Genomic DNA, 24,262 nt, shown 5'->3' with positions numbered 1-24,262 from the left:
GTTCAAGGACGAATTTACTGATGCGCCATACCGAACGAACCTTCGATATCCAGCCACTGCAACAGGCGGATATGACCATCAGCCTCAATGGCCAGCCGGTGACGGCGGCGATTGGTGAAACCGTACTCAGCGTCATCCAGTCCCTCGGGCTGCGTCAGGTGGCGCGCAACGACCACGGCCAGCTGGCCGGCGCCTATTGCGGCATGGGCGTGTGCCATTGCTGCCTGGTGCAGATCGACGGCCGGCACAAGCGCCGGGCCTGCCAGACCCAGGTGCGGCCAGGCATGCAGGTACAGACCGAGGTCAACCGCATCATTGCCGCGGAGGAGGTGCTATGAGCCTCAATCCACTGATCGTCGGCGGCGGCCCCGCGGGCATGGCCGCGGCCATCGAACTGGCCGAGCACGGGGTGCGCAGTACCCTGATCGACGAGGCCTCGCGCCTGGGCGGCGTGGTCTATCGCGGACCGCTGCGCGACGGCGTGCAGCTGGACTATCTGGGGCCGCGTTATTGCGAGGCCCTGGCGAAACTGCACGGCGCCTTTTCCGACTGCGAGCAGATGATCGATGTGCGCCTCAACCACCGGGTGGTGGGGGCCGAAGGCAAGGGCAGCCTGGTCCTGCTGGATGCCGACGAGCACTTGCAGGAAGTGGCCTATCCGCAGTTGCTGCTGGCCGCCGGTTGCCATGAACGCAGCGTGCCGTTTCCCGGCTGGACCTTGCCCGGGGTGATGCTGCTGGGCGGCTTGCAGTTGCAGATCAAGAGCGGCGTGGTCAAGCCGCGCGGGCCGGTGGTGATCGCCGGCAGCGGGCCGCTGCTGCCGCTGGTGGCCTGCCAGCTGCACGCCAGTGGCGCGAATGTAGCGGCGGTCTACGAGGCCTGCACCTTTGGCCGGATCGCCAAGGAAAGCCTGGCGCTGCTGAACAAGCCGCAGCTGTTCCTCGACGGCCTGAGCATGCTGGCCTACCTCAAGCTGCACCGCATCCCGATGCATTACGGCTGGGGCGTGGTCGAGGCCCAGGGCAGCGACGGCCTGGAAAGCGTCAGCGTGGCGCCGTACTCGGCGCGCTGGGAGCCGGACCTGAGCCGCCTGCAACAGGTCGCCGCGCAGACCCTGGCGGTGGGCTACGGCTTTATCCCGCGCACCCAGCTCAGCCAGCAGATGGGCCTCAACCACGGCTTCAGCCATGACGGCTACCTGCGGGCCACGGCCAACGTCTGGCAGCAAAGCAGCGAGTCGCACATTCACCTGGCGGGCGACATGGGCGGGATTCGCGGCGGCGAGGCGGCGATGCTCACCGGGCGCATCGCCGCGTTGTCGATCCTGATGCAGCGCGATGTGCTGAGCAACGAGGAGGCCCTGGCGCGGCGCCAGAAGTACCAGAACAAACTGGCCTCCATCACCCGTTTCCGCGCCGCGGTGGACCGCTATACCGAACGCGGCACCGGGCAGATCGATCTGCCGGCCGCCGACACCCTGATCTGCCGTTGCGAACACGCCACCCGTGGCGATATCGACCGCGCCCTGGAGCAGGGCGTGCAGGACATGGCCAGCCTGAAGATGCGCACCCGGGTGAGCATGGGCGACTGCCAGGGCCGCATGTGCGTGGGCTATTGCAGCGACCGCCTGCGCCAGGCCACCGGGCGCCAGGACGTGGGCTGGCTGCGCCCGCGTTTCCCCCTGGACCCGATTCCTTTTTCCGCCTTCCCTCAACCGAGCAAGGATGCTGTGAATCATGAGTAAGTTCTACGACGTAGTCATCGCCGGCGGCGGTGTGATCGGCGCTTCCTGCGCGTACCAGTTGTCCAAGCGCAAGAACCTGCGGGTGGCGTTGATCGACGCCAAGCGTCCGGGCAATGCCACCCGTGCCTCGGCCGGCGGCCTGTGGGCCATCGGCGAGTCGGTGGGGCTGGGCTGCGGGGTGATCTTCTTTCGCATGATGTCGGCGCGCAACAAGCGCCAGGCCCAGGGTTCGGCGGTGTTGGTGGACTCCAGCACGCCGCATATCCTGCCGCAGTCGTTCTTCGACTTCGCCCTGCAATCCAACGGCCTGTACCCGCAGTTGCATGAAGAACTGCGCGAACGCCACGGCATGGACTTCAAGTTCGAGCGCACCGGGCTGAAGTTCGTGATCTACGACGACGAGGACCGGCTCTACGCCGAGCACATCGTGGCCTGCATCCCGCACCTGGCCCATCAGGTGCGCTGGCTCGACCAGGCGGCGCTGCGCGAGGCGGAGCCGAACGTCAGCCATGCCGCCCAGGGTGCCCTGGAATTCCTCTGCGACCACCAGGTCAACCCGTTCCGCCTGGCCGACGCCTACACCGAAGGCGCGCGGCAGAACGGCGTGGACATGTACTTCAACACCAACGTCACCGGGGTGCTGCACCAGGGCAGCCGGATCAGCGGGGTGCAGACGGCGGAGGCGGGGCTGTTCCATTGCGACACCCTGATCAACGCCGCCGGTGCCTGGGCCGCGGAGCTGAGCCTGCAAGCCACTGGCGCGAGCATTCCGGTGAAGCCGGTCAAGGGCCAGATCCTGCTCACCGAGCGCATGCCGCAACTGCTCAACGGTTGCCTGACCACCAGCGACTGCTACATGGCGCAGAAGGACAACGGCGAGATCCTGATCGGCAGCACCACCGAGGACAAGGGCTTCGACATCAGCACCACCTACCGGGAAATCCAGGGCCTGGTGCAGGGCGCGGTGCGCTGCGTGCCGCAGCTCGAACAGGTCAACCTCAAGCGCTGCTGGGCCGGCCTGCGCCCGGGCTCGCCGGATGAACTGCCGATCCTTGGGCCGATGTGCGGGGTAGAGGGTTACCTCAATGCCTGCGGGCACTTCCGCACCGGCATCCTGACCTCGGCGATCACCGGGGTGCTGCTGGATCGGTTGGTGAATGAGGAGCCGTTGCCGCTGGATATCACGCCGTTCCTCGCCGAGCGTTTCGGCTTGCAGGCGGTGGCGCCGTTGCAGGTGGCGCTGGCCTGAGGCATCGCGCCTCCCTGAAGTTTTTCGCGAGCAAGCTCGCTCCTACAAAGGTCGCGTTGTACATGACGTCGAGAACGACGCAGTCCTCTGTAGGAGCGAGCTTGCTCGCGATGAGCGTGAACGGTGACGCGGTGCTGCAGTAACACCGCGTCGCCTGGTGGCCTCAAACCATCGGCGTACTGACAAACAACGCCAACCCTTCGGCGTATTCCGCAAACGCCTTGACCCTTGGAAACCGCGCGGCATCCAGATGCTCGGCCACCAGCAGTTGGGTAAAGCTCCAGGCCACGGCCAGGCTGATACCGGCCTGATCGATATCGCCATCGGTGGCCAGCGGGCGTTTCTCCAGTTCTTGTTCCAGCTCGCCATAGGCCGCCGCCAGCTGCCCGCGAACCCGCTCCAGCCACGGTTCGTGCCGCTTCTCGGCGGGGCGCAGCTGGTACTCGTAGTAGATCTGCACCGACTTCTCGCACGCCGCCAGCGCCAGGCCGATCAGCCGCAGGTCATGGGCCCGCGCCTGGGGCGCCGCCGGCAACAGGCTACGGCCGGCCAGGGCTTCCAGGTAGTCGATGATCAGGCACGAATCCATCAGCACCGTGCCGTCGTCGCAGATCAGGGTCGGCGCCTTGACCACCGGGTTGATGCGCTGGAACTGCTCGAAGGTGCGAAACACCGACAACGCCTCATGCTCGAACGGGATATCCAGGCGCTTGAGGGTAATGGCCACGCGGCGTACGTAAGGGGAGTCGAGCATACCGATGAGTTTCATTGAGCATTTCCTTGTGCGGAACAACGAGACAGGGGGAGGGCCGCGGCTAATTTAGCGACAAATGTCCGGTGTTGGCTATCGGGGGCCTGGTTATTGCTGTCAATCATCGATGACCTGTGTTCCAGGTGTCATGAGGCGAGGGTGAACGTTCTCGGGCAGCCTGTCGCAGGGGGCTGAAACAGGCGAGCGGTTATATGAGTGCGAAGTTGTAAGAGGACCGCCAGGCACTGCTACCTGTGTATCGGCGATAACGATTGGAAACCCGCAGCCGGGTGTTGCACTGCGGGTTTAAGCGTGCGAAGCGATATCGGCTGAGTTCTACCGTTGCGGTGTGACAGGCTCGATAAAACGCCGTGCATCTCACTGCGCTTGTTTATTTCTCACTCCAGGCGATTGCCTTATTGAACGCCTCATAGGTTTCCGACTCGGTAAACTCCACGGTCGGAACGATCTTGAGGGATTTGAGCAGGTCCTCGACATCGTCCTGCTGCCCGACTTGAACGAAGAACTGCTGAATACTGCTCATCTCGCTGTTGGTCAGGCTGCCCAGGAAGTTCTTTCCCTGGTAGTTCTCGGCTATATAAAAGCTGTAGTTATTGTTGCCGACCCTGGACTTGTATATCGACGTCAAGCCGCCGGCGCCCAAGGTGATTTTACCGTCGCTTTCCTCTTTCATCTCCCGGGCGATAGTGTCGTGATCCGTTTCTCCCGCATTCTTGGTGCCGCCGAAAAACTGCGGCATGCCGCCATAAACGAGATTGTTTCGTTTAATGGGGAAGTAGAGGTAGCCATTATCCTCATCTTCGGAATGGAGAAGAATTGCGTATGCTTTGTCGGTCATGATGCGCTCCTTGCGTGAGTTTGAACCTCAAACTTCCCTGGCACTGCGAGGGACTTGTCCTGATGCCCATGACCAGCACTTGATTGAACGGCGCAAGCACGATTGTGCTGTGGAGCATCCGTTACCCAGCGTAGGTGAGCGACGTACCTGGTGCCGGTCTTTCGGATGAAAAGCATGTCATGGCGAGGGAGCCGCCAGACGGCCTAGGCTCTGTACGAAAAGTGGCTGCGCTCGGCCATGCTGCGTTAAAAACAGGCTCGGAATGCTCATTTAGGCCCCTAAACTCCGCTTCCTCGCCTGTTTTTGCCTTGCCTGACCTTCGCTCGCCGACTTTTCGTACAGACCCTGGTAGCGGAGTGCGGCAGGGCTATTGTTTAGAAAGCAATGGCCGAACATCGGCAGGAGAAGCGCTATGCATCCCACCCGAACTGCCCTTGTCCTTGCCGGTGGCGGTAGCCTCGGGGCTGTCCAGGTGGGGATGCTGCGGGCGCTGCTCGAAAAGCATGTGGTGTTCGACCTGGTGGTCGGCGCGTCGGTCGGCGCCCTCAATGGTGCCTACTTTGCCGCCAGGCCCAATGCCCGTGGCGTCGCCGAACTGGCCGATTTCTGGCGTGGCTTGCGCAAGGCCGATGTGTTTCCGTTTTCCTTGATTGACGCGCTGTCGTCCGTGCTCAAGCGTCGCGGCTGCCTGTTGCCCTCGTCGGCGCTGGCGAGCCTGGTGCGCCGGGTGCTGCCGGTGACCCGCATCGAGGACACCGAACTGCCCCTGCATATCGTCACCACCAACCTGCTCACCGGGGCCGAGGAGCTGTTATCCAGCGGCAGCGTCGAGCAGGCCCTGCTGGCCAGTGCCGCGATTCCGCTGGTGTTTCCCTGGGTGCAGATCGGCGACAAGCTGCTGGTCGACGGTGGCGTCGCCAGTAATACCCCGATCGCCGCGGCGGTGTCGCTGGGCGCGACCCGGGTCATCGTGGTGCCGACGGGATTCGGCTGCGCCTGCCCGCGACCGCCGAGCGGCTTGATCGCCCTGGCCTTGCACACCCTGAACCTGATGAGCATGCGCCAGCTGGTGCGGGATATTGAGCTCCATTCGCCACAGGCGGCGATCCATGTGGTCGCGCCCTTGTGTCCGCTGGGTATTTCGGTGTTCGACTTCAGCCAGACCGAGCAACTGCTGCAACGGGCCCACCAGCAGACCCTGGCCTGGGTCGAGGAGGGCGGCTTGATCCGTACCGGCGTGCCGGGGGCGTTGCGGGCGCATACACACGCGGCGGGGTGAGGGTCAGTCCTCGAACCCCGCCTGTTCGTGAATCTCGTCGACCTTCAGTTCCAGGCGGTAGGCCACGGCGATGAACAGCGCCTGGCACAGGCACAAGGTCGCGCTCAGGGAGCGGAAGGCGAAGGAGCTGCCTTCGTTGACCAGCAGCACGGTATTGGCGCGCTTGGCCAGGGGCGACAGGTTGCTGTCGGTGATGATCAGGGTCTTGGCCTGATTGTGCTGGGCGATGCGCAGGCAGTGCTGGGTTTCCTTGGCATAGGGGGTGAAGCTGATGGCGATCACCAGGTCGTTGGGGCGGATGCTGCGCATCTGCTCGCGGTAGCTGCCGCCCAGGCCCGACACCAGGTGAATGCGCTTGTTGGTGTGCTGCAGGTTGTACACCAGGTAATCGGCCACGGCGAAGGAGCGGCGTACCCCGACCACGTAGATGTTGTCGGCGTTGACCACCAGGTCCACGGCCTTGTCGAAGGCCGCGTCGTCCAGCTCCAGGCCCAGGCGCTCGATGCCCGACAGGGTGGCGTTGATGCACTCGCGCGCCAGGTCGCCGCCGCTGGCCTTCTGCGACTTGTTGGCGATCATGCTGCGGATGCGCTGCTGGTAGTTCTGTACCGGGGTGGTCTTGTGGGTGTAGGCCTCGCGAAACAGCGCCTGCATTTCGCTGAAGCCGCTGAAGCCGAAGCGCTGGGAGAAGCGCACGATGGCCGAGGGGTGCACCTCGCATTCGCCGGCGATATCGCTGATGCGGTCGACCATGATCCGGTCGCTCTGCTGGCTCATGTAGCTGGCGATGCGCTTGAGCTGGCGCGGCAGGCTTTCGTATTCCTGGGTGATCAGCTGCAGCAGGCGCTCGGCATTGATCGGGGGGCTGGCGAGGTCGCTGTCTTGCGGGCTCTCGGTCGTGGCCGGCTGATCGGTGCGGGACATAGGCAATCCTTCTGTGCTTACTGGCTTGTACTTAATGGGAGCGGGCGGGTTGATCCACTCCCTGACAATAGGTGGGCTGTGCGCAGTCTACAGGGTCGGCGCGGGGAAAATCTTGAGGCGCGCGGCCACGGGGCGCTTGCTGAAACGATGCAGGCTGCCTGGAGCGGCCTTGAAAAAGTTTATTGGAAAAAATATTCCACGTAAAAATTTTATAGAAAAAATATTGATTGGTGCCGGTGAACGTTTTAGTCTGCATCCACCAAGAGCGTTCGGCGCCTTCCTCGGTGCCACGCGCAGGCTGATAAAAATAACAGGAGCCAGCATGGGCCAGACTCGTTTTGCCAGTGGGCGTCAATTGGATCTGATTTGCCTCGGACGCCTGGGCGTCGACCTTTACGCACAGCAGGTCGGGGCCCGGCTGGAGGATGTCGTAAGCTTCGCCAAATACCTCGGCGGCTCCTCTGCCAACATCGCCTTCGGCACCGCGCGCCTGGGCTTGCGCTCGGCGATGCTGAGCCGGGTCGGCGACGATCACATGGGGCGTTTTTTGGTGGAGTCCCTGGCCCGCGAAGGCTGCGACGTCAGCGCGATCAAGGTCGACCCGCAGCGCCTGACCGCCCTGGTCCTGCTCGGGCTCAAGGACCGCGAAACCTTCCCCCTGGTGTTCTACCGCGAGAACTGCGCCGACATGGCCCTGCGCGCCGAGGACATCAATGAAGCCTTTATCGCCTCCAGCAAGGCCTTGCTGATCACCGGCACCCATTTCTCCACCGACGGCGTGTACCAGGCCAGCCTGCAGGCCCTGGAGTACGCCGAGCGGCACGACGTCAAGCGTGTGCTCGACATCGACTACCGCCCGGTGCTCTGGGGCCTGGCGGGCAAGGCCGATGGCGAGACCCGGTTTGTCGCCGACCAGAACGTCAGCGCCCATGTGCAGAAGATCCTGCCGCGCTTCGACCTGATCGTCGGCACCGAAGAAGAGTTCCTTATCGCCGGCGGCAGCGACGATCTACTCAGCGCCTTGCGCACCGTGCGTTCGCTGACCGCCGCGACCCTGGTGGTCAAGCTCGGTCCCCAGGGCTGCACGGTGATCCACGGGGCGATCCCGGCGCGCCTGGAAGACGGCGCGATCTACCCCGGGGTGCGGGTCGAAGTGCTCAATGTGCTGGGGGCGGGCGATGCCTTTATGTCCGGCTTCCTCAGTGGCTGGCTGGAGGACGCCAGCGATGAGCGCTGCTGCCAGCTGGCCAATGCCTGCGGCGGCCTGGTGGTGTCGCGCCATGCCTGCGCGCCGGCGATGCCGACCCGCGCCGAGCTGGATTACCTGTTCAACAGCCCGGTGCCCATCACCCGGCCGGACCAGGACAGCACCCTGCAGCGCCTGCATCAGGTCAGCGTGCCGCGCAAGGCCTGGAAGCAGCTGTTCATCTTCGCCTTCGACCATCGCGGGCAGTTGGTGGAACTGGCGCAGAAGGGCGGGCGCGAGCTCAGGGCCATCGGCCAGCTCAAGCAGCTGTTTATCCAGGCGGTGGAGCGGGTCGAGGCTGATTTGCGCAAGCAGGGCATCGAAGCCGATGTCGGCCTGCTGGCCGACCAGCGTTTCGGCCAGGACTCGCTGAACGCCGCCACCGGCCGTGGCTGGTGGGTGGCACGGCCGGTGGAAGTCCAGGGCTCGCGGCCGCTGGCCTTCGAACACGGGCGTTCGATCGGCAGCAACCTGATCGCCTGGCCCCAGGAGCAGATCATCAAGTGCCTGGTGCAATACCACCCGGACGACGAGCCGCTGCTGCGTCTGGAGCAGGAAGCGCAGATCAAGGGCCTGTACCAGGCGTCCCAGGCCAGCGGCCATGAGCTGCTGCTGGAAATCATTCCGCCCAAGGACCATCCCTCGACTCACCCGGACGTGCTCTACCGCGCCCTCAAGCGCCTGTACAACCTGGGCATCTTCCCGGCCTGGTGGAAGATCGAGGCGCAAAGCGCCGAAGACTGGACCCGGCTCGACGAGCTGATCGAGGAGCGCGACCCCTATTGCCGTGGCGTGGTGCTGCTGGGCCTCAACGCCCCGGCGGCGACCCTGGCCGAGGGGTTCCGCCAGGCCGGCAACAGCCGCACCTGCCGCGGCTTTGCCGTGGGCCGCACGATCTTCCACGAACCGAGCCGGGCCTGGCTGGCCAGCGAGATCGACGACGAAACCCTGATCCGCCGGGTGCAGGCGACCTTCGTCGAGCTGATCGACGCCTGGCGCGCCGCCCGACCCCAAACGCAAACCAAATCCCTGTAGCCGCTGCCGAGCGTAGCGAGGCTGCGATCGAGCGCGTAGCGTTCGCAAAACCTGACAACGCGTAGTGTCAGGTACAACGCTTGCGGTGGCTGCGCCACCGATCGCAGCCTCGCAGGCTCGGCAGCGGCTACAGCGGCTACAGCAGTAGGTACGAGGCCGGGAATTTTTCAGAACTGCTTTAGAAAACAATAAAAGGTGCAGCCATGCCCGCAATCCGAATTGGCATCAACCCGATTTCCTGGAGCAACGACGACCTGCCGTCCCTCGGCGGCGAAACGCCTTTGAGCACCGCGCTGAGCGAGGGCAAGGAAATCGGCTACGAAGGTTTCGAGCTCAACGGCAAGTTCCCCAAGGATGCCAAGGGCGTCGGCGATGTACTGCGGCCTTATGACCTGGCGCTGGTCTCGGGCTGGTATTCCAGCCGCCTGGCCCGGCGCTCGGTGGCCGAGGAGATCGACGCCATCGCCAGCCATGTGCAGTTGCTGGCGCAGAACGGCGCCAGCGTGCTGGTCTACGGCGAGGTCGCCGACTCGATCCAGGGCCAGCGCATTCCGCTGGTGGAGCGCCCGCGTTTTCACAGCCAGCAGGCCTGGCAGGAATACGCCGACAAGCTCACTGAGCTTGCGCGTTTCACCCTGTCCCAGGGCGTGCGCCTGGCGTACCACCACCATATGGGCGCCTACGTCGAATCGCCGGCGGACATCGACCAGCTGATGAGCCTGACCGGCAGCGAAGTCGGCCTGCTGTTCGATTCGGGCCATTGCTACATGGGCGGCGGCGAACCGCTGCAAGTGCTGCGCAAGCACATCGGGCGCATCTGCCACGTGCACTTCAAGGATGTGCGCAAGCCGGTGGTGCAGCTGGCGCGCAACCACCTGTGGAGTTTCCCCGACTGCATCATCAACGGCACCTTCACCGTGCCGGGGGATGGCGACATCGATTTCGCCGCGCTGCTGGACGAGCTGCTGGCCGCCGATTACCAGGGCTGGCTGGTGGTGGAGGCCGAGCAGGACCCGGCGGTGGCACCGAGTTATGTCTACGCGAAGAAGGGTTATGACACCTTGCGCGCGCTGCTTGATGAGAGGACTGGACAATGAGCCTGCTGGTAAAAAGCGCGGCCAAGGGCCGGACCATGGTCCAGTTGGCTGAGGGCCGATTGCAGTACGTCGGCTTTGCCGCCTACCGCCTGAGCCTCGGCGAAAGCCTGCCGGTCAATGCCGGCGACCGGGAGCTGTGCCTGGTGCTGCTCAGCGGGCGCATCGGCATCCAGGGCGAGGCGCCGGGGCAGGGCGCGTTCGGCTGGGACAACCTCGGCGACCGGCAATCGGTGTTCGAGGACAAGTCGCCCTTCGCCGTCTACCTGCCGCCCGGCAGCCAGGCCCAGGTCACGGCCCTGAGCGATGTGCAGATCGCCGTCTGCGCCGCGCCCGGCGCTACTGCAAAAAGCTCCGCCACCAACGGCCTCGGCCCCCGGCTGATCCTTCCCGAGAGCATGAAGCGCAGCGTGCGTGGCAAGGGCGCCAACACCCGCTATGTCTGCGACATCCTGCCGGACAGCGAGCCGGCCCATTCGCTGCTGGTGGTGGAGGTGCGCACGCCGTCCGGGCACTCCTCCAGCTACCCGCCGCACAAGCACGACACCGACGACCTGCCGCACCAGAGCTTTCTCGAAGAGACCTATTACCACCAGGTCAACCCGCCCCAGGGCTTCGTGTTCCAGCGGGTCTACACCGACGATCGCAGCCTCGACGAGGCCATGGCCGTGGAGCACGGCGACCTGGTGGTGGTGCCCAAGGGTTACCACCCGGTCAGCGTGCCCTATGGCTACGAGTCCTATTACCTGAACGTCATGGCCGGCCCCAAGCGGGTCTGGCAGTTCCATAACGATCCGCGGCACAGCTGGCTGCTGGATCTGTGATTTCCAGCCTCTGAATTCCAACATTCGAACGGAGAACAAGAACAATGAGTGACGCCCCGGTAATCGGCCATTACATCGACGGTCAGGTGCAAGACAGCGGCGAGCGCTTCGCCAACGTGTTCAACCCGGCCACCGGCCGCGTGCAGGCCCGGGTCGCCCTGGCCAGCCAGAAGACCGTGGGCGAGGCCGTCGCTTCGGCGATGAAGGCCTTCCCGGCCTGGTCCGAGCAGTCGGCGCTGCGCCGTTCGCGGGTGATGTTCAAGTTCAAGGAACTGCTGGACCAGCACCACAGCGAGCTGGCGCAGATCATCACCCGCGAGCATGGCAAGGTGCTGTCCGACGCCCATGGCGAAGTGACCCGCGGCATCGAGATCGTCGAGTTCGCCTGTGGCGCGCCGAGCCTGCTGAAAACCGACTTCAGCGACAACATCGGCGGCGGCATCGACAACTGGAACCTGCGCCAGCCCCTGGGCGTGTGCGCCGGGGTCACCCCGTTCAACTTCCCGGTGATGGTGCCGCTGTGGATGATCCCGCTGGCCCTGGTCAGCGGTAACTGCTTCATCCTCAAGCCGTCCGAGCGTGACCCGTCCGCCAGCCTGCTGATGGCGCGCCTGCTGAGCGAGGCCGGGCTGCCCGATGGCGTGTTCAACGTGGTCCAGGGCGACAAGGCGGCGGTGGACGGGCTGTTGCAGCACCCGGACATCGAAGCGATTTCCTTTGTCGGCTCGACGCCGATCGCCGAGTACATCCACCGCCAGGCGACGTCCCGCGGCAAGCGCGTGCAGGCCCTGGGCGGGGCGAAGAACCATATGATCGTGATGCCCGATGCCGATCTGGACCAGGCCGCCGATGCGCTGATCGGCGCGGCCTACGGCTCGGCCGGCGAACGCTGCATGGCGATCTCCATCGCCGTGGCGGTGGGCGAGGTGGGCGACCGATTGATCGAGAAACTGCGGCCGCGCATCGACCAGCTGAAAATCGGCAACGGCATGCAGGGCGACAGCGACATGGGGCCGCTGGTGACCGCCGAGCACAAGGCCAAGGTCGAAGGCTTCATCGACCAGGGCGTGGCCCAGGGCGCACAACTGCTGGTGGACGGCCGCGGCTTCAAGGTGCCGGGGGCGGAGCAGGGCTTTTTTGTCGGAGCCACCCTGTTCGATGGCGTGACGACCGAGATGAGTATCTACCGGGAGGAAATCTTCGGCCCGGTGCTGGGCATCGTCCGGGTGCCGGATTTCGCCAGCGCGGTGGCGCTGATCAACGCCCATGAATTCGGCAACGGCGTGTCCTGCTTCACCCGCGACGGCGGCGTGGCCCGGGCCTTCGCCCGCAGCATCAAGGTCGGCATGGTCGGCATCAACGTGCCGATCCCGGTGCCCATGGCCTGGCACTCCTTCGGTGGCTGGAAGCGTTCGCTGTTCGGCGACCACCATGCCTACGGTGAGGAAGGCCTGCGCTTCTACAGCCGCTACAAGAGCGTGATGCAGCGCTGGCCGGACAGCATCGCCAAGGGCCCCGAGTTCAGCATGCCGACCGCCAAGTAACCCCCTTCAACCCGTTGCCCTGGAGAACAAGAATAATGAGCCAGCCCCTGCGTTTCGCCCTGAATCGTATGGTTGCCCCGCGTTTGAGCCTGCCGGCGTTCATCGAGCTGGCGGTGACCCTGAAAGCCGATGCCATCGAGATCCGCAATGACCTTGCGGGCGTGGAAATCGAAGACGGCACGTCGCCGCAACAGGTGCGCCAGCTGTGCGCGGCCCACGGCATCCAGGTGCTGTCGATCAATGCGCTGTACCCCTTCGATGTCTGGAACGCCGAGCGTCGCGCCCAGGCCCTGAAGCTTGCCGCCTATGCCCGCGACTGCGGCGCCCGCGGCCTGGTGATGTGCCCGCTGAACGACCGCGCCGATGCGCGTAGCGACGCCGAGCGCGGCGCTGGTTTGCGCACCGCCTTGACTGAACTGGCGCCGATCCTGCGCGAGCACGGGATTCTCGGTTTTATCGAGCCTCTGGGTTTCGAGGAATGTTCCTTGCGCCGTAAGCGCACGGCGGTGGAGGCGATCCGCGCCATCGGCGGGCTGGATGTGTTCCGCCTGGTGCACGACACCTTTCACCATCACCTGGCCGGTGAGCAGGAGTTCTTCCCCGAGCTGACCGGGCTGGTGCATATCTCCGGGGTCGAGGACCGCGAGGCGCCCCTGGCGAGCATCCGCGACGGCCACCGGGTGCTGGTGGGCGAGGGCGACATCCTCGGCAACGCGGCGCAGATCGAGGCCCTGCTCGAGCGCGGCTACAGCGGCCACCTGTCGTTCGAGCCGTTCGCCGACAGCGTGCATGGGCTGGCGGATATCCAGCGGGCGATCGGCGCGAGCATCGACCACCTCAAGCAGGCCCTGGCATAACACCGTTCCCTGTAGCCGCTGCCGCAGGCTGCGATCGACCGCGTAGCGGGCGCGCTCTCCAAGATCGCCGAAGGTCCTGCGGACCTTATCGCAGCCTGCGGCAGCGGCTACACAAGCAGGAGGCAAGAGCAGTAAGAACAGCAAGGGCGGTCGCCTCAAGCAGGCCCTGGCCCGACACCGCTTCCTGTAGCCGCTGCCGAAGGCTGCGATCGCGACCGAAGGGCGCGCAAGGCCTCGGGTTCGCTGAAGGCCTCCGGCCTTATCGCAGCCTGCGGCAGCGGCTACAAAAGCAGGAAGGGCGCAAAGCAGTAAAAGCGGCAAGGGCAATAGCAGCAAGGGCGGTAAGCGCATCAACCTTCACCGTATTGATCAAGGTGCAAGCATGACTACGACACGACTGACCATGGCCCAGGCCCTGGTGAAATTCCTCGACAACCAGTACGTCGAGATCGATGGGGTGCAGAGCAAGTTCGTCGCCGGGATCTTCACCATTTTCGGTCACGGCAACGTGCTCGGCCTGGGCCAGGCCCTGGAGCAGGACAGCGGCGAGCTGCTGGTGCATCAGGGCCGCAACGAGCAGGGCATGGCCCACGCTGCCATCGGTTTCGCCAAGCAGCACCTGCGGCGCAAGATCTACGCCTGCACCTCGTCGGTGGGCCCGGGGGCGGCGAACATGCTGACTGCCGCGGCGACCGCCACCGCCAACCGCATTCCCTTGTTGCTGCTGCCCGGCGATGTCTACGCCAGCCGCCAGCCCGACCCGGTGCTGCAACAGATCGAGCAGTTCCACGACCTGAGCATCAGCACCAACGATGCCTTCAAGGCGGTGAGCAAATATTGGGACCGCATCAACCGCCCCGAGCAGTTGATGACCGCGGCGATCCACGCCATGCGCGTACTTACCGACCCGGCGCAAACCGGCGCGGTGACCCTGGCCTTGCCTCAGGACGTGCAGGCCGAGGCCTACGATTACCCGGATTACTTCCTGCAGAAACGCGTGCACCGCATCGAGCGCCGGCCGGCCACCGCGGCCATGCTCGAGGATTCCGTGGCGGCCTTTGCCGGCAAGCGCAAGCCGCTGATCGTCTGTGGCGGCGGGGTCAAGTACTCCGGGGCCAACGAGGCGCTGCTGGCCTTCGCCGAAAGCTTCGGCATTCCCTTCGCCGAGACCCAGGCCGGCAAGAGCGCGGTGGTCTCCAGCCACCCGCTGAATGTCGGCGGTATCGGCGAGACCGGTTGCCTGGCGGCCAACCTGCTGGCGAAAGAGGCGGACCTGATCATCGGCATCGGCACCCGCTACAGCGATTTCACCACCGCCTCGAAGTCGTTGTTCCGCGCCGATGCGCAGTTTCTCAACCTCAATATCAGCCCCTGCGATGCGCTGAAGCTCGATGGCGTGCAGCTGCTGGCGGATGCCCGGGAAGGCCTGAGCGGGTTGGCCGAAGCCCTGGCGCGCAGCGATTACCAGGCCGCCTGGGGCGAACAGATCGGCCAGGCGCGGGCGCAGCTGGACGCGGAGGTGGACCGGGTCTATCAGGTCGAATACCACGCCGACGGTTTTGTTCCGGAGATTAACGACCATATGGACCCGGCGGTGCTGCGCGAATTTATCGAGCTGACCGGTTCCTGCCTGACCCAGAGCCAGGTGCTGGGGGTGCTCAACCAGACCCTGGCCGACGACGCGGTGATAGTCGCTGCCGCCGGCAGCCTGCCCGGCGACCTGCAACGCAGCTGGCGCAGCAAAGGGGTCAACACCTATCACGTCGAGTACGGCTATTCCTGCATGGGCTACGAGGTCAACGCGGCCCTGGGGGTCAAGCTCGCCGAGCCCCAGCGCGAGGTCTATGCCCTGGTGGGCGACGGCTCCTACCTGATGCTGCATTCGGAGCTGGCCACCTCGATCCAGGAGCGACGCAAGATCAATGTGGTGCTGCTCGACAACATGACCTTCGGCTGCATCAACAACCTGCAGATGGAACACGGCATGGACAGCTTCGGCACCGAGTTCCGTTTCCGCAACCCCGAGACCGGCAAGCTCGACGGCGGCTTCGTGCCGGTGGATTTCGCCATGAGCGCGGCGGCCTATGGCTGCAAGACCTACAAGGTCAAGACCGTGGCAGAGTTGCAGGCGGCCCTGGCCGATGCGCGGACCCAGAGCGTGTCGACCCTGATCGATATCAAGGTCCTGCCCAAGACCATGATCCACAAGTACCTGTCCTGGTGGCGGGTCGGGGTGGCGCAGGTGTCCACCAGCGCCCGTACCGACGCAGTGGCCAAAAAACTCAATGAACGCCTGGCCAAGGCCCGGCAGTACTGATTGCTCTCAAACGAACAACAACAGGAGTAGCACCATGTCTTTGAAACTGGGTGTCATCGGGACCGGGGCCATCGGCCAGGACCATATCCGTCGTTGCAGCCAGACCCTGCTGGGCAGCCAGGTGGTGGCGGTCACCGACATCAATCTTGCGCAGGCGGCGAAGGTGGTGGCCGAGCTGAAGATCGCCGCCGAGGTTTATCCCGACGGCCATGCGTTGATCAAGGCGCCGGAAGTCGAGGCGGTGCTGGTCACCTCCTGGGGGCCGAGCCATGAAGAGTTCGTGTTGGCCGCCATCGCCGCCGGCAAGCCGGTGTTCTGCGAGAAGCCGCTGGCGGTGACCGCCGCTGGCTGCCGCAAGATCGTCGAGGCCGAGATGGCCCATGGCAAGCGCCTGGTCCAGGTCGGCTTTATGCGCCCCTACGATGCCGGCTACCGCGCGCTGAAGGCGGTGATCGACAGTGGTCGGATCGGCGAGCCGCTGATGCTGCACTGCGCCCACCGCAACCCGCGGGTCGGCGAGAACTACAAGACCGACATGGCGATCACCGACACCCTGATCCATGAGCTGGACGTGCTGCGCTGGCTGCTGGCCGACGACTATGTGTCGGTGCAGGTGGTGTTCCCGCGCAAGTCGAGCAAGGCGTTGGCGCACCTGCGCGACCCGCAGGTGGTACTGCTGGAAACCGCCAAGGGCACACGCATCGACGTCGAGGTGTTCGTCAACTGCCAGTATGGCTACGACATCCAGTGCGAAGTGGTGGGCGAGACCGGTATCGCCCGGTTGCCGGAGCCGTCCCAGGTGCAGCTGCGCAGCGAGGCCAAGCTGTCCAACACGATCCTGATGGACTGGAAAGACCGCTTTATCGCCGCCTATGACGTCGAGCTGCAGGCCTTTATCGACGGCGTACGGGCCGGGCAGGTCGGTGGCCCTTCGGCCTGGGACGGTTATGCCGCGGCGGTGGCCGCCGATGCCTGCATCGAGGCGCAGAACAGCGGGCAGATCGTCAAGGTCGAGCAACCGCCGCGCCCGGCGTTCTATGGCTGATTCTGTAGGAGCGGCCGGTTGCCCGCGATGGACGTTAACGATGACGCGGTCTGTCTGGAACAACGCGGCGCATCCGACTCCATCGCGAGCAAGCTTCGCTCCTACAGGGGACACAGCAACTTTGTAGCCGCTGCCGAAGGCTGCGATCGCGACCGAAGGGCGCGCAAGGCCTCAAGATCGCTGAAGGCCTTCGGCCTTATCGCAGCCTGCGGCAGCGGCTACAGGTCACCACTTCAGATTCGGGGAGAACATAAAAATGCGTATCGCACTGGACCCCTACATGTACCGCCACCTGCCGCTGGGCCAGATGACCGACAAGGCCGCCGAACTGGGCTATGAGTACATCGAACTGTCGCCGCGCGAGGATTTCCTGCCGTTCTACAAGGCGCCCCGGGTCGACCGGGCGCGGATCAAGGCGTTTCGCAAGGCCCTCAGCGACAGCGGCGTGCAGCTCTCTTCGCTGTTGCCGATGTACCACTGGGCCGCCGCCGACGAAGGCTTGCGCGTGGCGGCGGTGCGCAACTGGAAGCGGGCGATCCAGATCGCCGTGGAAATGGACTGCGAGCTGGTCAACAGCGAATTCACCGGCCAGTCGGACAACCCGCTGGTGTGCGAGAACCAGTTCATGCGCTCCATGGACGAGTTGATCCCGGAGTTCGAGCGCGAGGGCATCAAGCTCGATATCCAGGCCCACCCCTATGATTTCTGCGAGCGCAACAACGAGTCGGTGGACATCATCCGCGGCTTCGACCGGGACTGGATCAACTACCTGTACGCGGCGCCGCACACCTTTTTCTACGACGACGGCAAGGGCGACATCGCCTCGATGCTCAAGTACGCGGGCAGCAAGCTCAGCCACCTGATCATCGCCGACACCTACAACCACAAGGCGTCTTCGAGCCTGCGTTATATCGTCAACCCGCCGGGCGTCACCGCCACCGTGCACCAGCATCTGGACATCGGCCAGGGCGAGGTGGACTGGACGGCGTTCTTCGGTACCCTGCGCGAGATCCAGTTCGACGGCATCGCCACGGTCTCGGTGTTCGCCTGGGAAGACCGCCCGGACGAATCCAACCGGATGATGCTGGAGCGGGTCAGCAGCGAACTGTGCCGCTGACACACACGCAGCCGCCTGTAGCCGCTGGCGCAGCCTGCGATCGAGGACAACGTCCTCGCAAAACCTGGCGACGTGCAGGGAACTGAAAGACCGCATGCGCCGTGGTTGCGACCACTGCGTGGTCGATCGCAGGCTGCGCCAGCGGCTACAGCAGTACAACGGGTTCTATATAAGGAGGGCTTTGCGATGCGCATTGGTTTGGTGGGTTACGGCCATGGTGGCCGACATTTTCACGCGCCGCTGATTGCCAGCCTGCCCGGCGCGACCTTCGTCGGCGTGGTCACCCTGTCGGCCGAGCGCCGACAACTGCTGGCGGCGGAGCACCCCGGGGTGCGGGCCTTCGACAGCATCGAGCAACTGGTCGCGGCCGGGATCGACGGGCTGGTGATTTCCACCCCGCTGGAGGGCCGTGCGGCGCTGGTGCTGGAAGCCATCGAGCGCGGTGTCTCGGTGGTCAGCGACAAACCCTTCGCCAGCGACCTCGAACAGGCCAAGGCGCTGATCGACGCCGCGCAAACCCGTCGGGTGCCGCTGAGCGTGTACATGAACCGGCGCTGGGACTCGGACTTCCTCACCCTGCGCAAGCTGATCGCCAGCGGCGCCCTGGGCAGCGTCAGCCGCTTCGAGTCGCGGGTCGAGCGTTATGTGCCGCAGGCCGTGGGCAATACCAGCGGCGGCGGGTTTCTGCGCGACCTCGGCAGCCATCTGGTGGACCAGGCCTTGCAGCTGTTCGGCCCGGTGACCCGGGTCTACGCCGAGTTGCAGTACAGCCCCCAGGCGCCGACTTGCGACCACGGTTTTTTTCTCGCCCTGAGCCATGCCAACGGCGTGGTTTCACATTTATCCGGTAGTTGTCTGCAGAACTGCCAGGGGCCACGGTTCCGGGTCAGCGGTTCGGCCGGCAGTTATACGGTCGAGGGCCTGGACGGCCAGGAGCAGGCGCTGGTCGCCGGCCTGTCGCCGCAGACCGAGGGCGAGCGCTGGGGCGTCGAGGAACACCGGCGCTGGGGCTGGTTCGAGCAGGGCGAGATCCGCGAGCGAGTGGCTTCCGAGCGGGGCGATTGGTTGCAGTTCTATAAACAGTGGCAGGCGGCGCTGCAAGGGCAGGGGCCGCTGCCGGTGACAGCGGCCGAGGCCCTGGCCACCACCCGCGTGCTGGACGCCGCGCGCCTGAGCTGGCGCCAGCGCCAGGTGGTGGAAATGGCGGATTTCCGGCTGCAGAATGAATTTGGAATAAAATTCTAAAATGAGTTGATATAGAAATTATTTTCCAATAAAGTCATTTCCAGGTTGCCGACTAGCAGGGTTTCGCCAGCGTCACAGGCCGATTTCAGATCCGCCTTGAACCGAGTGAAACCCGCCAACAAAAACAAAACAGGTACCGTCGATGAAAACCTTCAGTTCCGTTGTGCACCTGCTTCGCCGCGCACTGCCGCGCCGCCATCCATTGTCCAGTCGGACACCCCGCCAAACACCCCGGCATGCCTTTGTCGTCCAGTCCCTGGTCCGCCTGCTTTGCGTCGAACGCAAGGGCGCGCTGGTGTGCTGCATGCCCGGCGCGCCGATCGTGCGTCTGCCTCACTGAGTGGTTTCTGCGCCTTATCCATAAAACCTACAAGAATGTGGAGAAAGACCTTTCATGAAGACCAAGACCCGTTTCGCCACGCTTGCCCTGTCCCTGCTGCTGGGCAGCGGCACGGCGTTCGCCGACCTGAAGATCGGCGTGAGCATGTCGCAGTTCGACGACACCTGGCTGACCTACCTGCGTGAATCCATGGACCAGAAAGCCAAGTCGCTGCCGGACGGCGTCACGCTGCAGTTCGAGGACGCCCGGGCCGATGTGGTCAAGCAACTGAGCCAGGTGGAAAGCTTTATCAGCCAGAAGGTCGACGCCATCGTGGTCAACCCGGTGGACACCGCGGCGACCCGCAAGATCACCGAAGCGGCGGTCAAGGCCGGGATTCCGCTGGTCTACGTCAACCGTCGGCCGGACGACCTGAACCTGCCCAAGGGCGTGGTCACCGTGGCCTCCAACGACCTGGAAGCCGGGCAGATGCAGATGCAGTACCTGGCCGACAAGATGGGCGGCAAGGGCGAGGTGGTGATCCTGCTGGGCGACCTGGCCAACAACTCCACCACCAACCGCACCAAGGGCGTCAAGGAAGTGCTGGCCAAGTACCCGGGGATCAAGGTCGAGCAGGAACAGACCGGGATCTGGCTGCGGGACAAGGCCATGACCCTGGTCAACGATTGGCTGACCCAGGGCCGCCAGTTCGATGCGGTGGTGGCCAACAACGATGAAATGGCCATCGGCGCCGCCATGGCGCTGAAACAGGCCGGGGTGGAGAAGGGCAGTGTGCTGATCGCCGGGGTCGACGGCACGCCCGATGGCCTGCGCGCGGTGCAGAAGGGCGACCTGGCGGTCTCGGTGTTCCAGGATGCCAAGGGCCAGGCCGACGGCTCGATCGACACCGCGGTGAAAATGGCCAGGCACGAGCCGGTGGAGCAGGCGGTATGGGTGCCGTATCGCCTGATCACCCCGGAAAACGTCGCCCAGTTCAAATAAGCCTGGTTCAAAAGAGCCCGCCCGTTCCACAACAACCATAAGCCGGCGGGGTGGCCCAGCTGCCCCGCGGATGGAGTACCTGATCATGTTCGCTTCAGCGACTGCTTCGAGCATCCCGACGGCGGCTGCGCAGCCCGCCGCTCAGTCTGCCCAGTCTGTGTCCGAGCAGCAGCCTTACCTGCTGGAAGTCATCAACGTCAGCAAGGGTTTTCCCGGGGTTGTCGCCCTGTCCGATGTGCAGCTGCGGGTGCGTCCCGGCACGGTGCTGGCGCTGATGGGGGAGAACGGCGCAGGCAAGTCGACCCTGATGAAAATCATCGCCGGGATCTACCAGCCGGACGCCGGCGAGCTGCGCCTCAAAGGCCAGCGGGTGAATTTCGAGACGCCGCTGGCGGCCTTGCAGGCGGGGATCGCGATGATCCACCAGGAACTCAACCTGATGCCGCACATGAGCATCGCCGAGAACATCTGGATCGGCCGCGAGCAGCTCAACGGCCTGCACATGGTCGATCACCGCGAGATGCACCGCTGCACCGCGCTGCTGCTGGAGCGCCTGCGGATCAACCTCGACCCCGAGGAACAGGTGGGCAACCTGAGCATCGCCGAGCGGCAGATGGTGGAGATCGCCAAGGCGGTGTCCTACGACTCCGACATCCTGATCATGGACGAGCCGACCTCGGCCATTACCGAGAAAGAGGTGGCGCACCTGTTCTCGATCATCGCCGACCTCAAGGCCCAGGGTAAGGGCATCATCTATATCACCCACAAGATGAACGAAGTGTTCGCCATCGCCGATGAAGTGGCGGTGTTCCGCGACGGCGCCTACATCGGCCTGCAACGGGCCGACAGCATGGACGGCGACAGCCTGATCTCGATGATGGTCGGCCGCGAACTGAGCCAGCTGTTCCCGGTGCGCGAGAAGCCCATAGGCGAGCTGCTGATGTCGGTGCGCGACCTGCGCCTGGACGGGGTGTTCGAGGGCGTGTCCTTCGACCTGCACGCCGGGGAGATCCTCGGCATCGCCGGGCTGATGGGCTCGGGCCGCACCAATGTGGCCGAGACGATTTTCGGCATCACCCCCAGCGACGGCGGCGAGATCCGCCTCGACGGCCAGCCGGTGCGCATCAGCGATCCGCACATGGCCATCGAGAAGGGGTTTGCCCTGTTGACCGAGGACCGCAAGCTCAGCGGCCTGTTTCCCTGCCTGTCGGTCCTGGAAAACATGGAGATGGCGGTGCTGCCGCACTATGCCGGCAACGGTTTCATCCAGCAGAAGGCCCTGCGCGCCCTGTGCGAGGACATGTGCAAGAAGCTGCGGGTCAAGACCCCGTCCCTGGAGCAGTGCATCGACACCTTGTCCGGCGGCAACCAGCAGAAGGCCTTGCTCGCCCGTTGGCTGATGACCAACCCGCGGGTGCTGATCCTCGACGAACCGACCCGCGGCATCGACGTCGGCGCCAAGGCCGAGATCTACCGGTTGATCGCCTACCTCGCGGGCGAAGGCATGGCGGTGATCATGATTTCCTCGGAGCTGCCGGAAGTGCTGGGCATGAGCGACCGGGTGATGGTCATGCACGAGGGCGAGCTGATGGGCACCCTCGACCGCGGCGAAGCGACCCAGGAGAAGGTCATGCAACTGGCTTCGGGGATGTCCCTGGTCCACTAGCCGGCAAACGTATCAAGGCCATCGGCGAGGTGTGTTCGCCGCCGGCCATACAAGAAGAAGGTGAAGGCTTATGAACGCGATACTGGAAAACAAACCCGCGGCGGCGCCAGCCAGAACGCGCCGGCGCCTGCCCACCGAGCTGAGCATCTTCCTGGTGCTGATCGGCATCGGCCTGGTGTTCGAGCTGTTCGGCTGGATCGTGCGCGACCAGAGCTTCCTGATGAACTCCCAGCGCCTGGTGCTGATGATCCTGCAGGTGTCGATCATCGGCCTGCTGGCCATCGGCGTGACCCAGGTGATCATCACCACCGGCATCGACCTGTCGTCTGGCTCGGTGTTGGCGCTGTCGGCGATGATCGCCGCCAGCCTGGCGCAGACCTCGGACTTCACCCGCGCGGTGTTTCCGTCGCTGACCGACCTGCCGGTGTGGATCCCGGTGGTGGCCGGGCTGGGGGTAGGGCTGCTGGCGGGGGCGATCAACGGCAGCATCATCGCCATCACCGGTATTCCGCCCTTTATCGCCACCCTCGGCATGATGGTCTCGGCGCGTGGCCTGGCACGTTATTACACCGAAGGCCAGCCGATCAGCATGCTCTCGGATTCCTACACGGCCATCGGCCACGGCGCCATGCCGGTGATCATCTTCCTGGTGGTGGCGGTGATCTTCCATATCGCCCTGCGCTACACCAAGTACGGCAAGTACACCTACGCCATCGGCGGCAACATGCAGGCGGCGCGGACCTCGGGGATCAACGTCAAGCGCCACCTGGTGATCGTCTACAGCATCGCCGGGCTGCTGGCGGGGCTCGCCGGGGTGGTGGCCTCGGCGCGGGCGGCGACCGGGCAGGCGGGCATGGGCATGTCCTATGAACTGGACGCCATCGCCGCGGCGGTGATCGGCGGCACCAGCCTGGCCGGCGGCGTGGGGCGCATCACCGGCACCGTGATCGGCGCGCTGATCCTCGGGGTGATGGCCAGCGGTTTCACCTTCGTTGGCGTCGATGCCTACATCCAGGACATCATCAAGGGCCTGATCATCGTGGTGGCGGTGGTCATCGACCAGTACCGCAACAAGCGCAAGCTCAAGCGCTGATCTCTCTGTTTTACTGTAGGAGCGAGCTTGCTCGCGATGGCGGTCAACGATAACGCGTAGGGTCTGATGGAAACGCGGTACATTGATGCCCATCGCGAGCAAGCTCGCTCCTACAGGGAAGCGTGCAGAATCCCGGCAGCGGCAGGCCTTTTTTCGGGCCTGCCGCTGCCGTTTGTCTTCTAAAAGACCCCGGCCGATGGAATTTCTTGTTATAAACGCACTCCGATAACCGCCGCCAAAGCCAGCCCTGGCGGGCTTTCAGGGCTTATCAGACAAATCTGATGTCATTTCAGTTGCTGACGCCTCGAACCGGCCTTAGACTGCCGCCCCTCGTAAATTGAGTGCCGGGTGGCGCTTGGAATGTATGGCGCCTTTCCGATGCCCCGAAAGGGGGCACGGAAAACAGCTTTAATTCGCCTTAATGCACGTATTTTTTATAGAGAAATCAATGACAAAGGAAAAGTTGCTGGCCATGCCGGCGGATGACTACATGAACGCCGAGCAGCTGGCTTTTTTCACTGAGCTGTTGCAGGCCATGAAGGTCGAAACCCACGAGCGCATCGAACAGAACCGAATCGCCATTGAGAGCCTGGACACCCCGGCCGACCCTGCCGACGCGGCTTCCGTAGAGGAAGAGCGGACCTGGCTGGTCAACGCTATCGACCGCGACCAGCGCATGCTGCCGCAGCTGGAGCAGGCCCTGGGCCGTATCGGCGACGACAGCTTCGGCTGGTGCGACGACAGCGGCGAGCCGATCGGCCTGAAACGCCTGCTGATCAGCCCGACCACCAAGTACTGCATCGAAGCTCAGGAACGTCACGAGCAGATCGACAAGCACCAGCGTCAGGCCTGATCGCCAAGACTTCTCCCCCTCGCGGGCAAGCCCCATCCCAAGGTCGTCGAGACGCCTGGGATCGGCGGCTTGCCCGCGAGTCGTTTGTGGGCGTCTTTAAAGCCCGCGCCTTTCTATTGATCTGCTGCAAAGCTGCGACTAATGGACCATGGATAATGGCTTTTTAGTGGCGTTCAATGCAGGCCAAATAATTAGAAAA

The 24,262-nt window shown here is 64.4% G+C and carries 21 protein-coding genes; 17 read left to right on the top strand and 4 right to left on the bottom strand.

Annotated elements, in window-relative coordinates:
* Positions 1–20: 20 nt before the first annotated feature.
* From hcnA to hcnC, 3 genes are read left to right on the top strand one after another with little or no spacing between them, the layout of a single operon-like run.
* Entirely contained in the window at positions 21–338 is a 318-nt protein-coding gene (hcnA, locus tag BM019_RS11990) for a cyanide-forming glycine dehydrogenase subunit HcnA (RefSeq protein WP_041986661.1), read from the top strand.
* On the top strand, positions 335–1,744 hold the full coding sequence (gene hcnB, locus BM019_RS11985) for a cyanide-forming glycine dehydrogenase subunit HcnB (RefSeq protein WP_009043370.1): 1,410 nt from the start codon (positions 335–337) through the stop codon (positions 1,742–1,744). The genes hcnA and hcnB overlap by 4 nt, the downstream gene beginning before the upstream one ends.
* Positions 1,737–2,993: a cyanide-forming glycine dehydrogenase subunit HcnC gene (hcnC, locus tag BM019_RS11980; protein WP_092418359.1), complete on the top strand. Its 1,257-nt coding sequence runs from the start codon at positions 1,737–1,739 to the stop codon at positions 2,991–2,993. The genes hcnB and hcnC overlap by 8 nt, the downstream gene beginning before the upstream one ends.
* Positions 2,994–3,156: 163 nt before the next feature.
* Here hcnC and BM019_RS11975 read toward each other — a convergent pair whose 3' ends face one another.
* Together BM019_RS11975 and BM019_RS11970 are read right to left on the bottom strand one after the other, a co-directional pair.
* On the bottom strand, positions 3,157–3,762 hold the full coding sequence (locus BM019_RS11975) for a glutathione S-transferase (RefSeq protein WP_092418358.1): 606 nt from the start codon (positions 3,760–3,762) through the stop codon (positions 3,157–3,159).
* A gap of 373 nt (positions 3,763–4,135) precedes the next feature.
* On the bottom strand, positions 4,136–4,603 hold the full coding sequence (locus tag BM019_RS11970; RefSeq protein WP_092418357.1) for an NUDIX hydrolase: 468 nt from the start codon (positions 4,601–4,603) through the stop codon (positions 4,136–4,138).
* A 412-nt stretch (positions 4,604–5,015) separates the two neighbouring features.
* Between BM019_RS11970 and BM019_RS11965 the strand changes: the two genes are divergently transcribed.
* Positions 5,016–5,882, top strand: coding sequence for a patatin-like phospholipase family protein (locus BM019_RS11965; RefSeq protein ID WP_092418356.1), 867 nt, complete (start codon positions 5,016–5,018; stop codon positions 5,880–5,882).
* Positions 5,883–5,885: 3 nt separating this feature from the next.
* On the opposite strand, the gene BM019_RS11960 is transcribed toward BM019_RS11965, so the two are convergent.
* The gene (locus BM019_RS11960; RefSeq protein WP_009043375.1) at positions 5,886–6,806 is read right to left on the bottom strand and encodes a MurR/RpiR family transcriptional regulator; all 921 of its coding nucleotides are present in this window, start codon (positions 6,804–6,806) and stop codon (positions 5,886–5,888) included.
* A gap of 87 nt (positions 6,807–6,893) precedes the next feature.
* A complete protein-coding gene (locus BM019_RS30470; RefSeq protein WP_139217370.1) occupies positions 6,894–7,130 on the bottom strand; it encodes a hypothetical protein in 237 nt (78 codons plus the stop codon).
* Between BM019_RS30470 and iolC the strand changes: the two genes are divergently transcribed.
* The 13 genes from iolC (at position 7,129) to BM019_RS11890 (ending at position 24,063) form a co-directional block, all read left to right on the top strand.
* A complete protein-coding gene (gene iolC, locus BM019_RS11955; RefSeq protein WP_092418355.1) occupies positions 7,129–9,087 on the top strand; it encodes a bifunctional 5-dehydro-2-deoxygluconokinase/5-dehydro-2-deoxyphosphogluconate aldolase in 1,959 nt (652 codons plus the stop codon). The two genes, BM019_RS30470 and iolC, sit on opposite strands and share 2 nt — an antisense overlap.
* Before the next feature lie 203 nt (positions 9,088–9,290).
* On the top strand, positions 9,291–10,184 hold the full coding sequence (iolE, locus tag BM019_RS11950; protein ID WP_092418354.1) for a myo-inosose-2 dehydratase: 894 nt from the start codon (positions 9,291–9,293) through the stop codon (positions 10,182–10,184).
* The gene (gene iolB, locus BM019_RS11945; RefSeq protein ID WP_092418353.1) at positions 10,181–11,005 is read left to right on the top strand and encodes a 5-deoxy-glucuronate isomerase; all 825 of its coding nucleotides are present in this window, start codon (positions 10,181–10,183) and stop codon (positions 11,003–11,005) included. The genes iolE and iolB overlap by 4 nt, the downstream gene beginning before the upstream one ends.
* A 44-nt stretch (positions 11,006–11,049) precedes the next feature.
* Positions 11,050–12,549: a CoA-acylating methylmalonate-semialdehyde dehydrogenase gene (locus BM019_RS11940; protein ID WP_092418352.1), complete on the top strand. Its 1,500-nt coding sequence runs from the start codon at positions 11,050–11,052 to the stop codon at positions 12,547–12,549.
* Between the two features lie 35 nt (positions 12,550–12,584).
* Positions 12,585–13,406 carry a TIM barrel protein gene (locus tag BM019_RS11935; protein WP_092418351.1) on the top strand — a complete coding sequence of 274 codons (822 nt, stop codon included), beginning with the start codon at positions 12,585–12,587 and terminating at the stop codon, positions 13,404–13,406.
* A gap of 382 nt (positions 13,407–13,788) precedes the next feature.
* Positions 13,789–15,723 carry a 3D-(3,5/4)-trihydroxycyclohexane-1,2-dione acylhydrolase (decyclizing) gene (gene iolD / locus BM019_RS11930; RefSeq protein ID WP_092418350.1) on the top strand — a complete coding sequence of 645 codons (1,935 nt, stop codon included), beginning with the start codon at positions 13,789–13,791 and terminating at the stop codon, positions 15,721–15,723.
* A 34-nt stretch (positions 15,724–15,757) separates the two neighbouring features.
* Positions 15,758–16,768 (top strand): bifunctional inositol 2-dehydrogenase/D-chiro-inositol 1-dehydrogenase, encoded by a 1,011-nt coding sequence (locus BM019_RS11925; RefSeq protein ID WP_007931018.1) that lies wholly within the window; start codon positions 15,758–15,760, stop codon positions 16,766–16,768.
* Positions 16,769–17,024: 256 nt separating this feature from the next.
* Complete coding sequence (locus BM019_RS11920) at positions 17,025–17,885, top strand: sugar phosphate isomerase/epimerase family protein (RefSeq protein ID WP_009043383.1); 861 nt, start codon at positions 17,025–17,027, stop codon at positions 17,883–17,885.
* Between the two features lie 186 nt (positions 17,886–18,071).
* Positions 18,072–19,130 (top strand): Gfo/Idh/MocA family protein, encoded by a 1,059-nt coding sequence (locus tag BM019_RS11915; RefSeq protein ID WP_092418349.1) that lies wholly within the window; start codon positions 18,072–18,074, stop codon positions 19,128–19,130.
* Between the two features lie 394 nt (positions 19,131–19,524).
* Entirely contained in the window at positions 19,525–20,451 is a 927-nt protein-coding gene (locus BM019_RS11905; protein ID WP_009043386.1) for a sugar ABC transporter substrate-binding protein, read from the top strand.
* Positions 20,452–20,536: 85 nt separating this feature from the next.
* Complete coding sequence (locus BM019_RS11900) at positions 20,537–22,117, top strand: sugar ABC transporter ATP-binding protein (protein WP_092418580.1); 1,581 nt, start codon at positions 20,537–20,539, stop codon at positions 22,115–22,117.
* A gap of 70 nt (positions 22,118–22,187) precedes the next feature.
* A complete protein-coding gene (locus BM019_RS11895) occupies positions 22,188–23,210 on the top strand; it encodes an ABC transporter permease (protein ID WP_007923642.1) in 1,023 nt (340 codons plus the stop codon).
* Positions 23,211–23,658: 448 nt separating this feature from the next.
* Positions 23,659–24,063, top strand: coding sequence for a TraR/DksA family transcriptional regulator (locus BM019_RS11890; protein ID WP_007923643.1), 405 nt, complete (start codon positions 23,659–23,661; stop codon positions 24,061–24,063).
* Positions 24,064–24,262 lie beyond the last annotated feature (199 nt).

This window comes from Pseudomonas sp. NFPP07 (assembly GCF_900115645.1).
Taxonomy (GTDB): Bacteria; Pseudomonadota; Gammaproteobacteria; order Pseudomonadales; family Pseudomonadaceae; genus Aquipseudomonas; species Aquipseudomonas chlororaphis.
The sequence above is the reverse complement of the archived record's forward strand: the minus strand, read 5'-3'. Positions and strand labels throughout refer to the sequence as shown.

What these genes read in the sequence shown, in the direction of transcription:
- hcnA (WP_041986661.1), top strand. Translation starts at nt 21, where the DNA reads ATGCGCCATACCGAACGAACCTTCGATATCCAGCCACTGCAACAGGCG.
- hcnB (WP_009043370.1), top strand. Translation starts at nt 335, where the DNA reads ATGAGCCTCAATCCACTGATCGTCGGCGGCGGCCCCGCGGGCATGGCC.
- hcnC (WP_092418359.1), top strand. Translation starts at nt 1,737, where the DNA reads ATGAGTAAGTTCTACGACGTAGTCATCGCCGGCGGCGGTGTGATCGGC.
- BM019_RS11975 (WP_092418358.1), bottom strand. Translation starts at nt 3,762, where the DNA reads ATGAAACTCATCGGTATGCTCGACTCCCCTTACGTACGCCGCGTGGCC.
- BM019_RS11970 (WP_092418357.1), bottom strand. Translation starts at nt 4,603, where the DNA reads ATGACCGACAAAGCATACGCAATTCTTCTCCATTCCGAAGATGAGGAT.
- BM019_RS11965 (WP_092418356.1), top strand. Translation starts at nt 5,016, where the DNA reads ATGCATCCCACCCGAACTGCCCTTGTCCTTGCCGGTGGCGGTAGCCTC.
- BM019_RS11960 (WP_009043375.1), bottom strand. Translation starts at nt 6,806, where the DNA reads ATGTCCCGCACCGATCAGCCGGCCACGACCGAGAGCCCGCAAGACAGC.
- iolC (WP_092418355.1), top strand. Translation starts at nt 7,129, where the DNA reads ATGGGCCAGACTCGTTTTGCCAGTGGGCGTCAATTGGATCTGATTTGC.
- BM019_RS30470 (WP_139217370.1), bottom strand. Translation starts at nt 7,130, where the DNA reads ATGCTGGCTCCTGTTATTTTTATCAGCCTGCGCGTGGCACCGAGGAAG.
- iolE (WP_092418354.1), top strand. Translation starts at nt 9,291, where the DNA reads ATGCCCGCAATCCGAATTGGCATCAACCCGATTTCCTGGAGCAACGAC.
- iolB (WP_092418353.1), top strand. Translation starts at nt 10,181, where the DNA reads ATGAGCCTGCTGGTAAAAAGCGCGGCCAAGGGCCGGACCATGGTCCAG.
- BM019_RS11940 (WP_092418352.1), top strand. Translation starts at nt 11,050, where the DNA reads ATGAGTGACGCCCCGGTAATCGGCCATTACATCGACGGTCAGGTGCAA.
- BM019_RS11935 (WP_092418351.1), top strand. Translation starts at nt 12,585, where the DNA reads ATGAGCCAGCCCCTGCGTTTCGCCCTGAATCGTATGGTTGCCCCGCGT.
- iolD (WP_092418350.1), top strand. Translation starts at nt 13,789, where the DNA reads ATGACTACGACACGACTGACCATGGCCCAGGCCCTGGTGAAATTCCTC.
- BM019_RS11925 (WP_007931018.1), top strand. Translation starts at nt 15,758, where the DNA reads ATGTCTTTGAAACTGGGTGTCATCGGGACCGGGGCCATCGGCCAGGAC.
- BM019_RS11920 (WP_009043383.1), top strand. Translation starts at nt 17,025, where the DNA reads ATGCGTATCGCACTGGACCCCTACATGTACCGCCACCTGCCGCTGGGC.
- BM019_RS11915 (WP_092418349.1), top strand. Translation starts at nt 18,072, where the DNA reads ATGCGCATTGGTTTGGTGGGTTACGGCCATGGTGGCCGACATTTTCAC.
- BM019_RS11905 (WP_009043386.1), top strand. Translation starts at nt 19,525, where the DNA reads ATGAAGACCAAGACCCGTTTCGCCACGCTTGCCCTGTCCCTGCTGCTG.
- BM019_RS11900 (WP_092418580.1), top strand. Translation starts at nt 20,537, where the DNA reads ATGTTCGCTTCAGCGACTGCTTCGAGCATCCCGACGGCGGCTGCGCAG.
- BM019_RS11895 (WP_007923642.1), top strand. Translation starts at nt 22,188, where the DNA reads ATGAACGCGATACTGGAAAACAAACCCGCGGCGGCGCCAGCCAGAACG.
- BM019_RS11890 (WP_007923643.1), top strand. Translation starts at nt 23,659, where the DNA reads ATGACAAAGGAAAAGTTGCTGGCCATGCCGGCGGATGACTACATGAAC.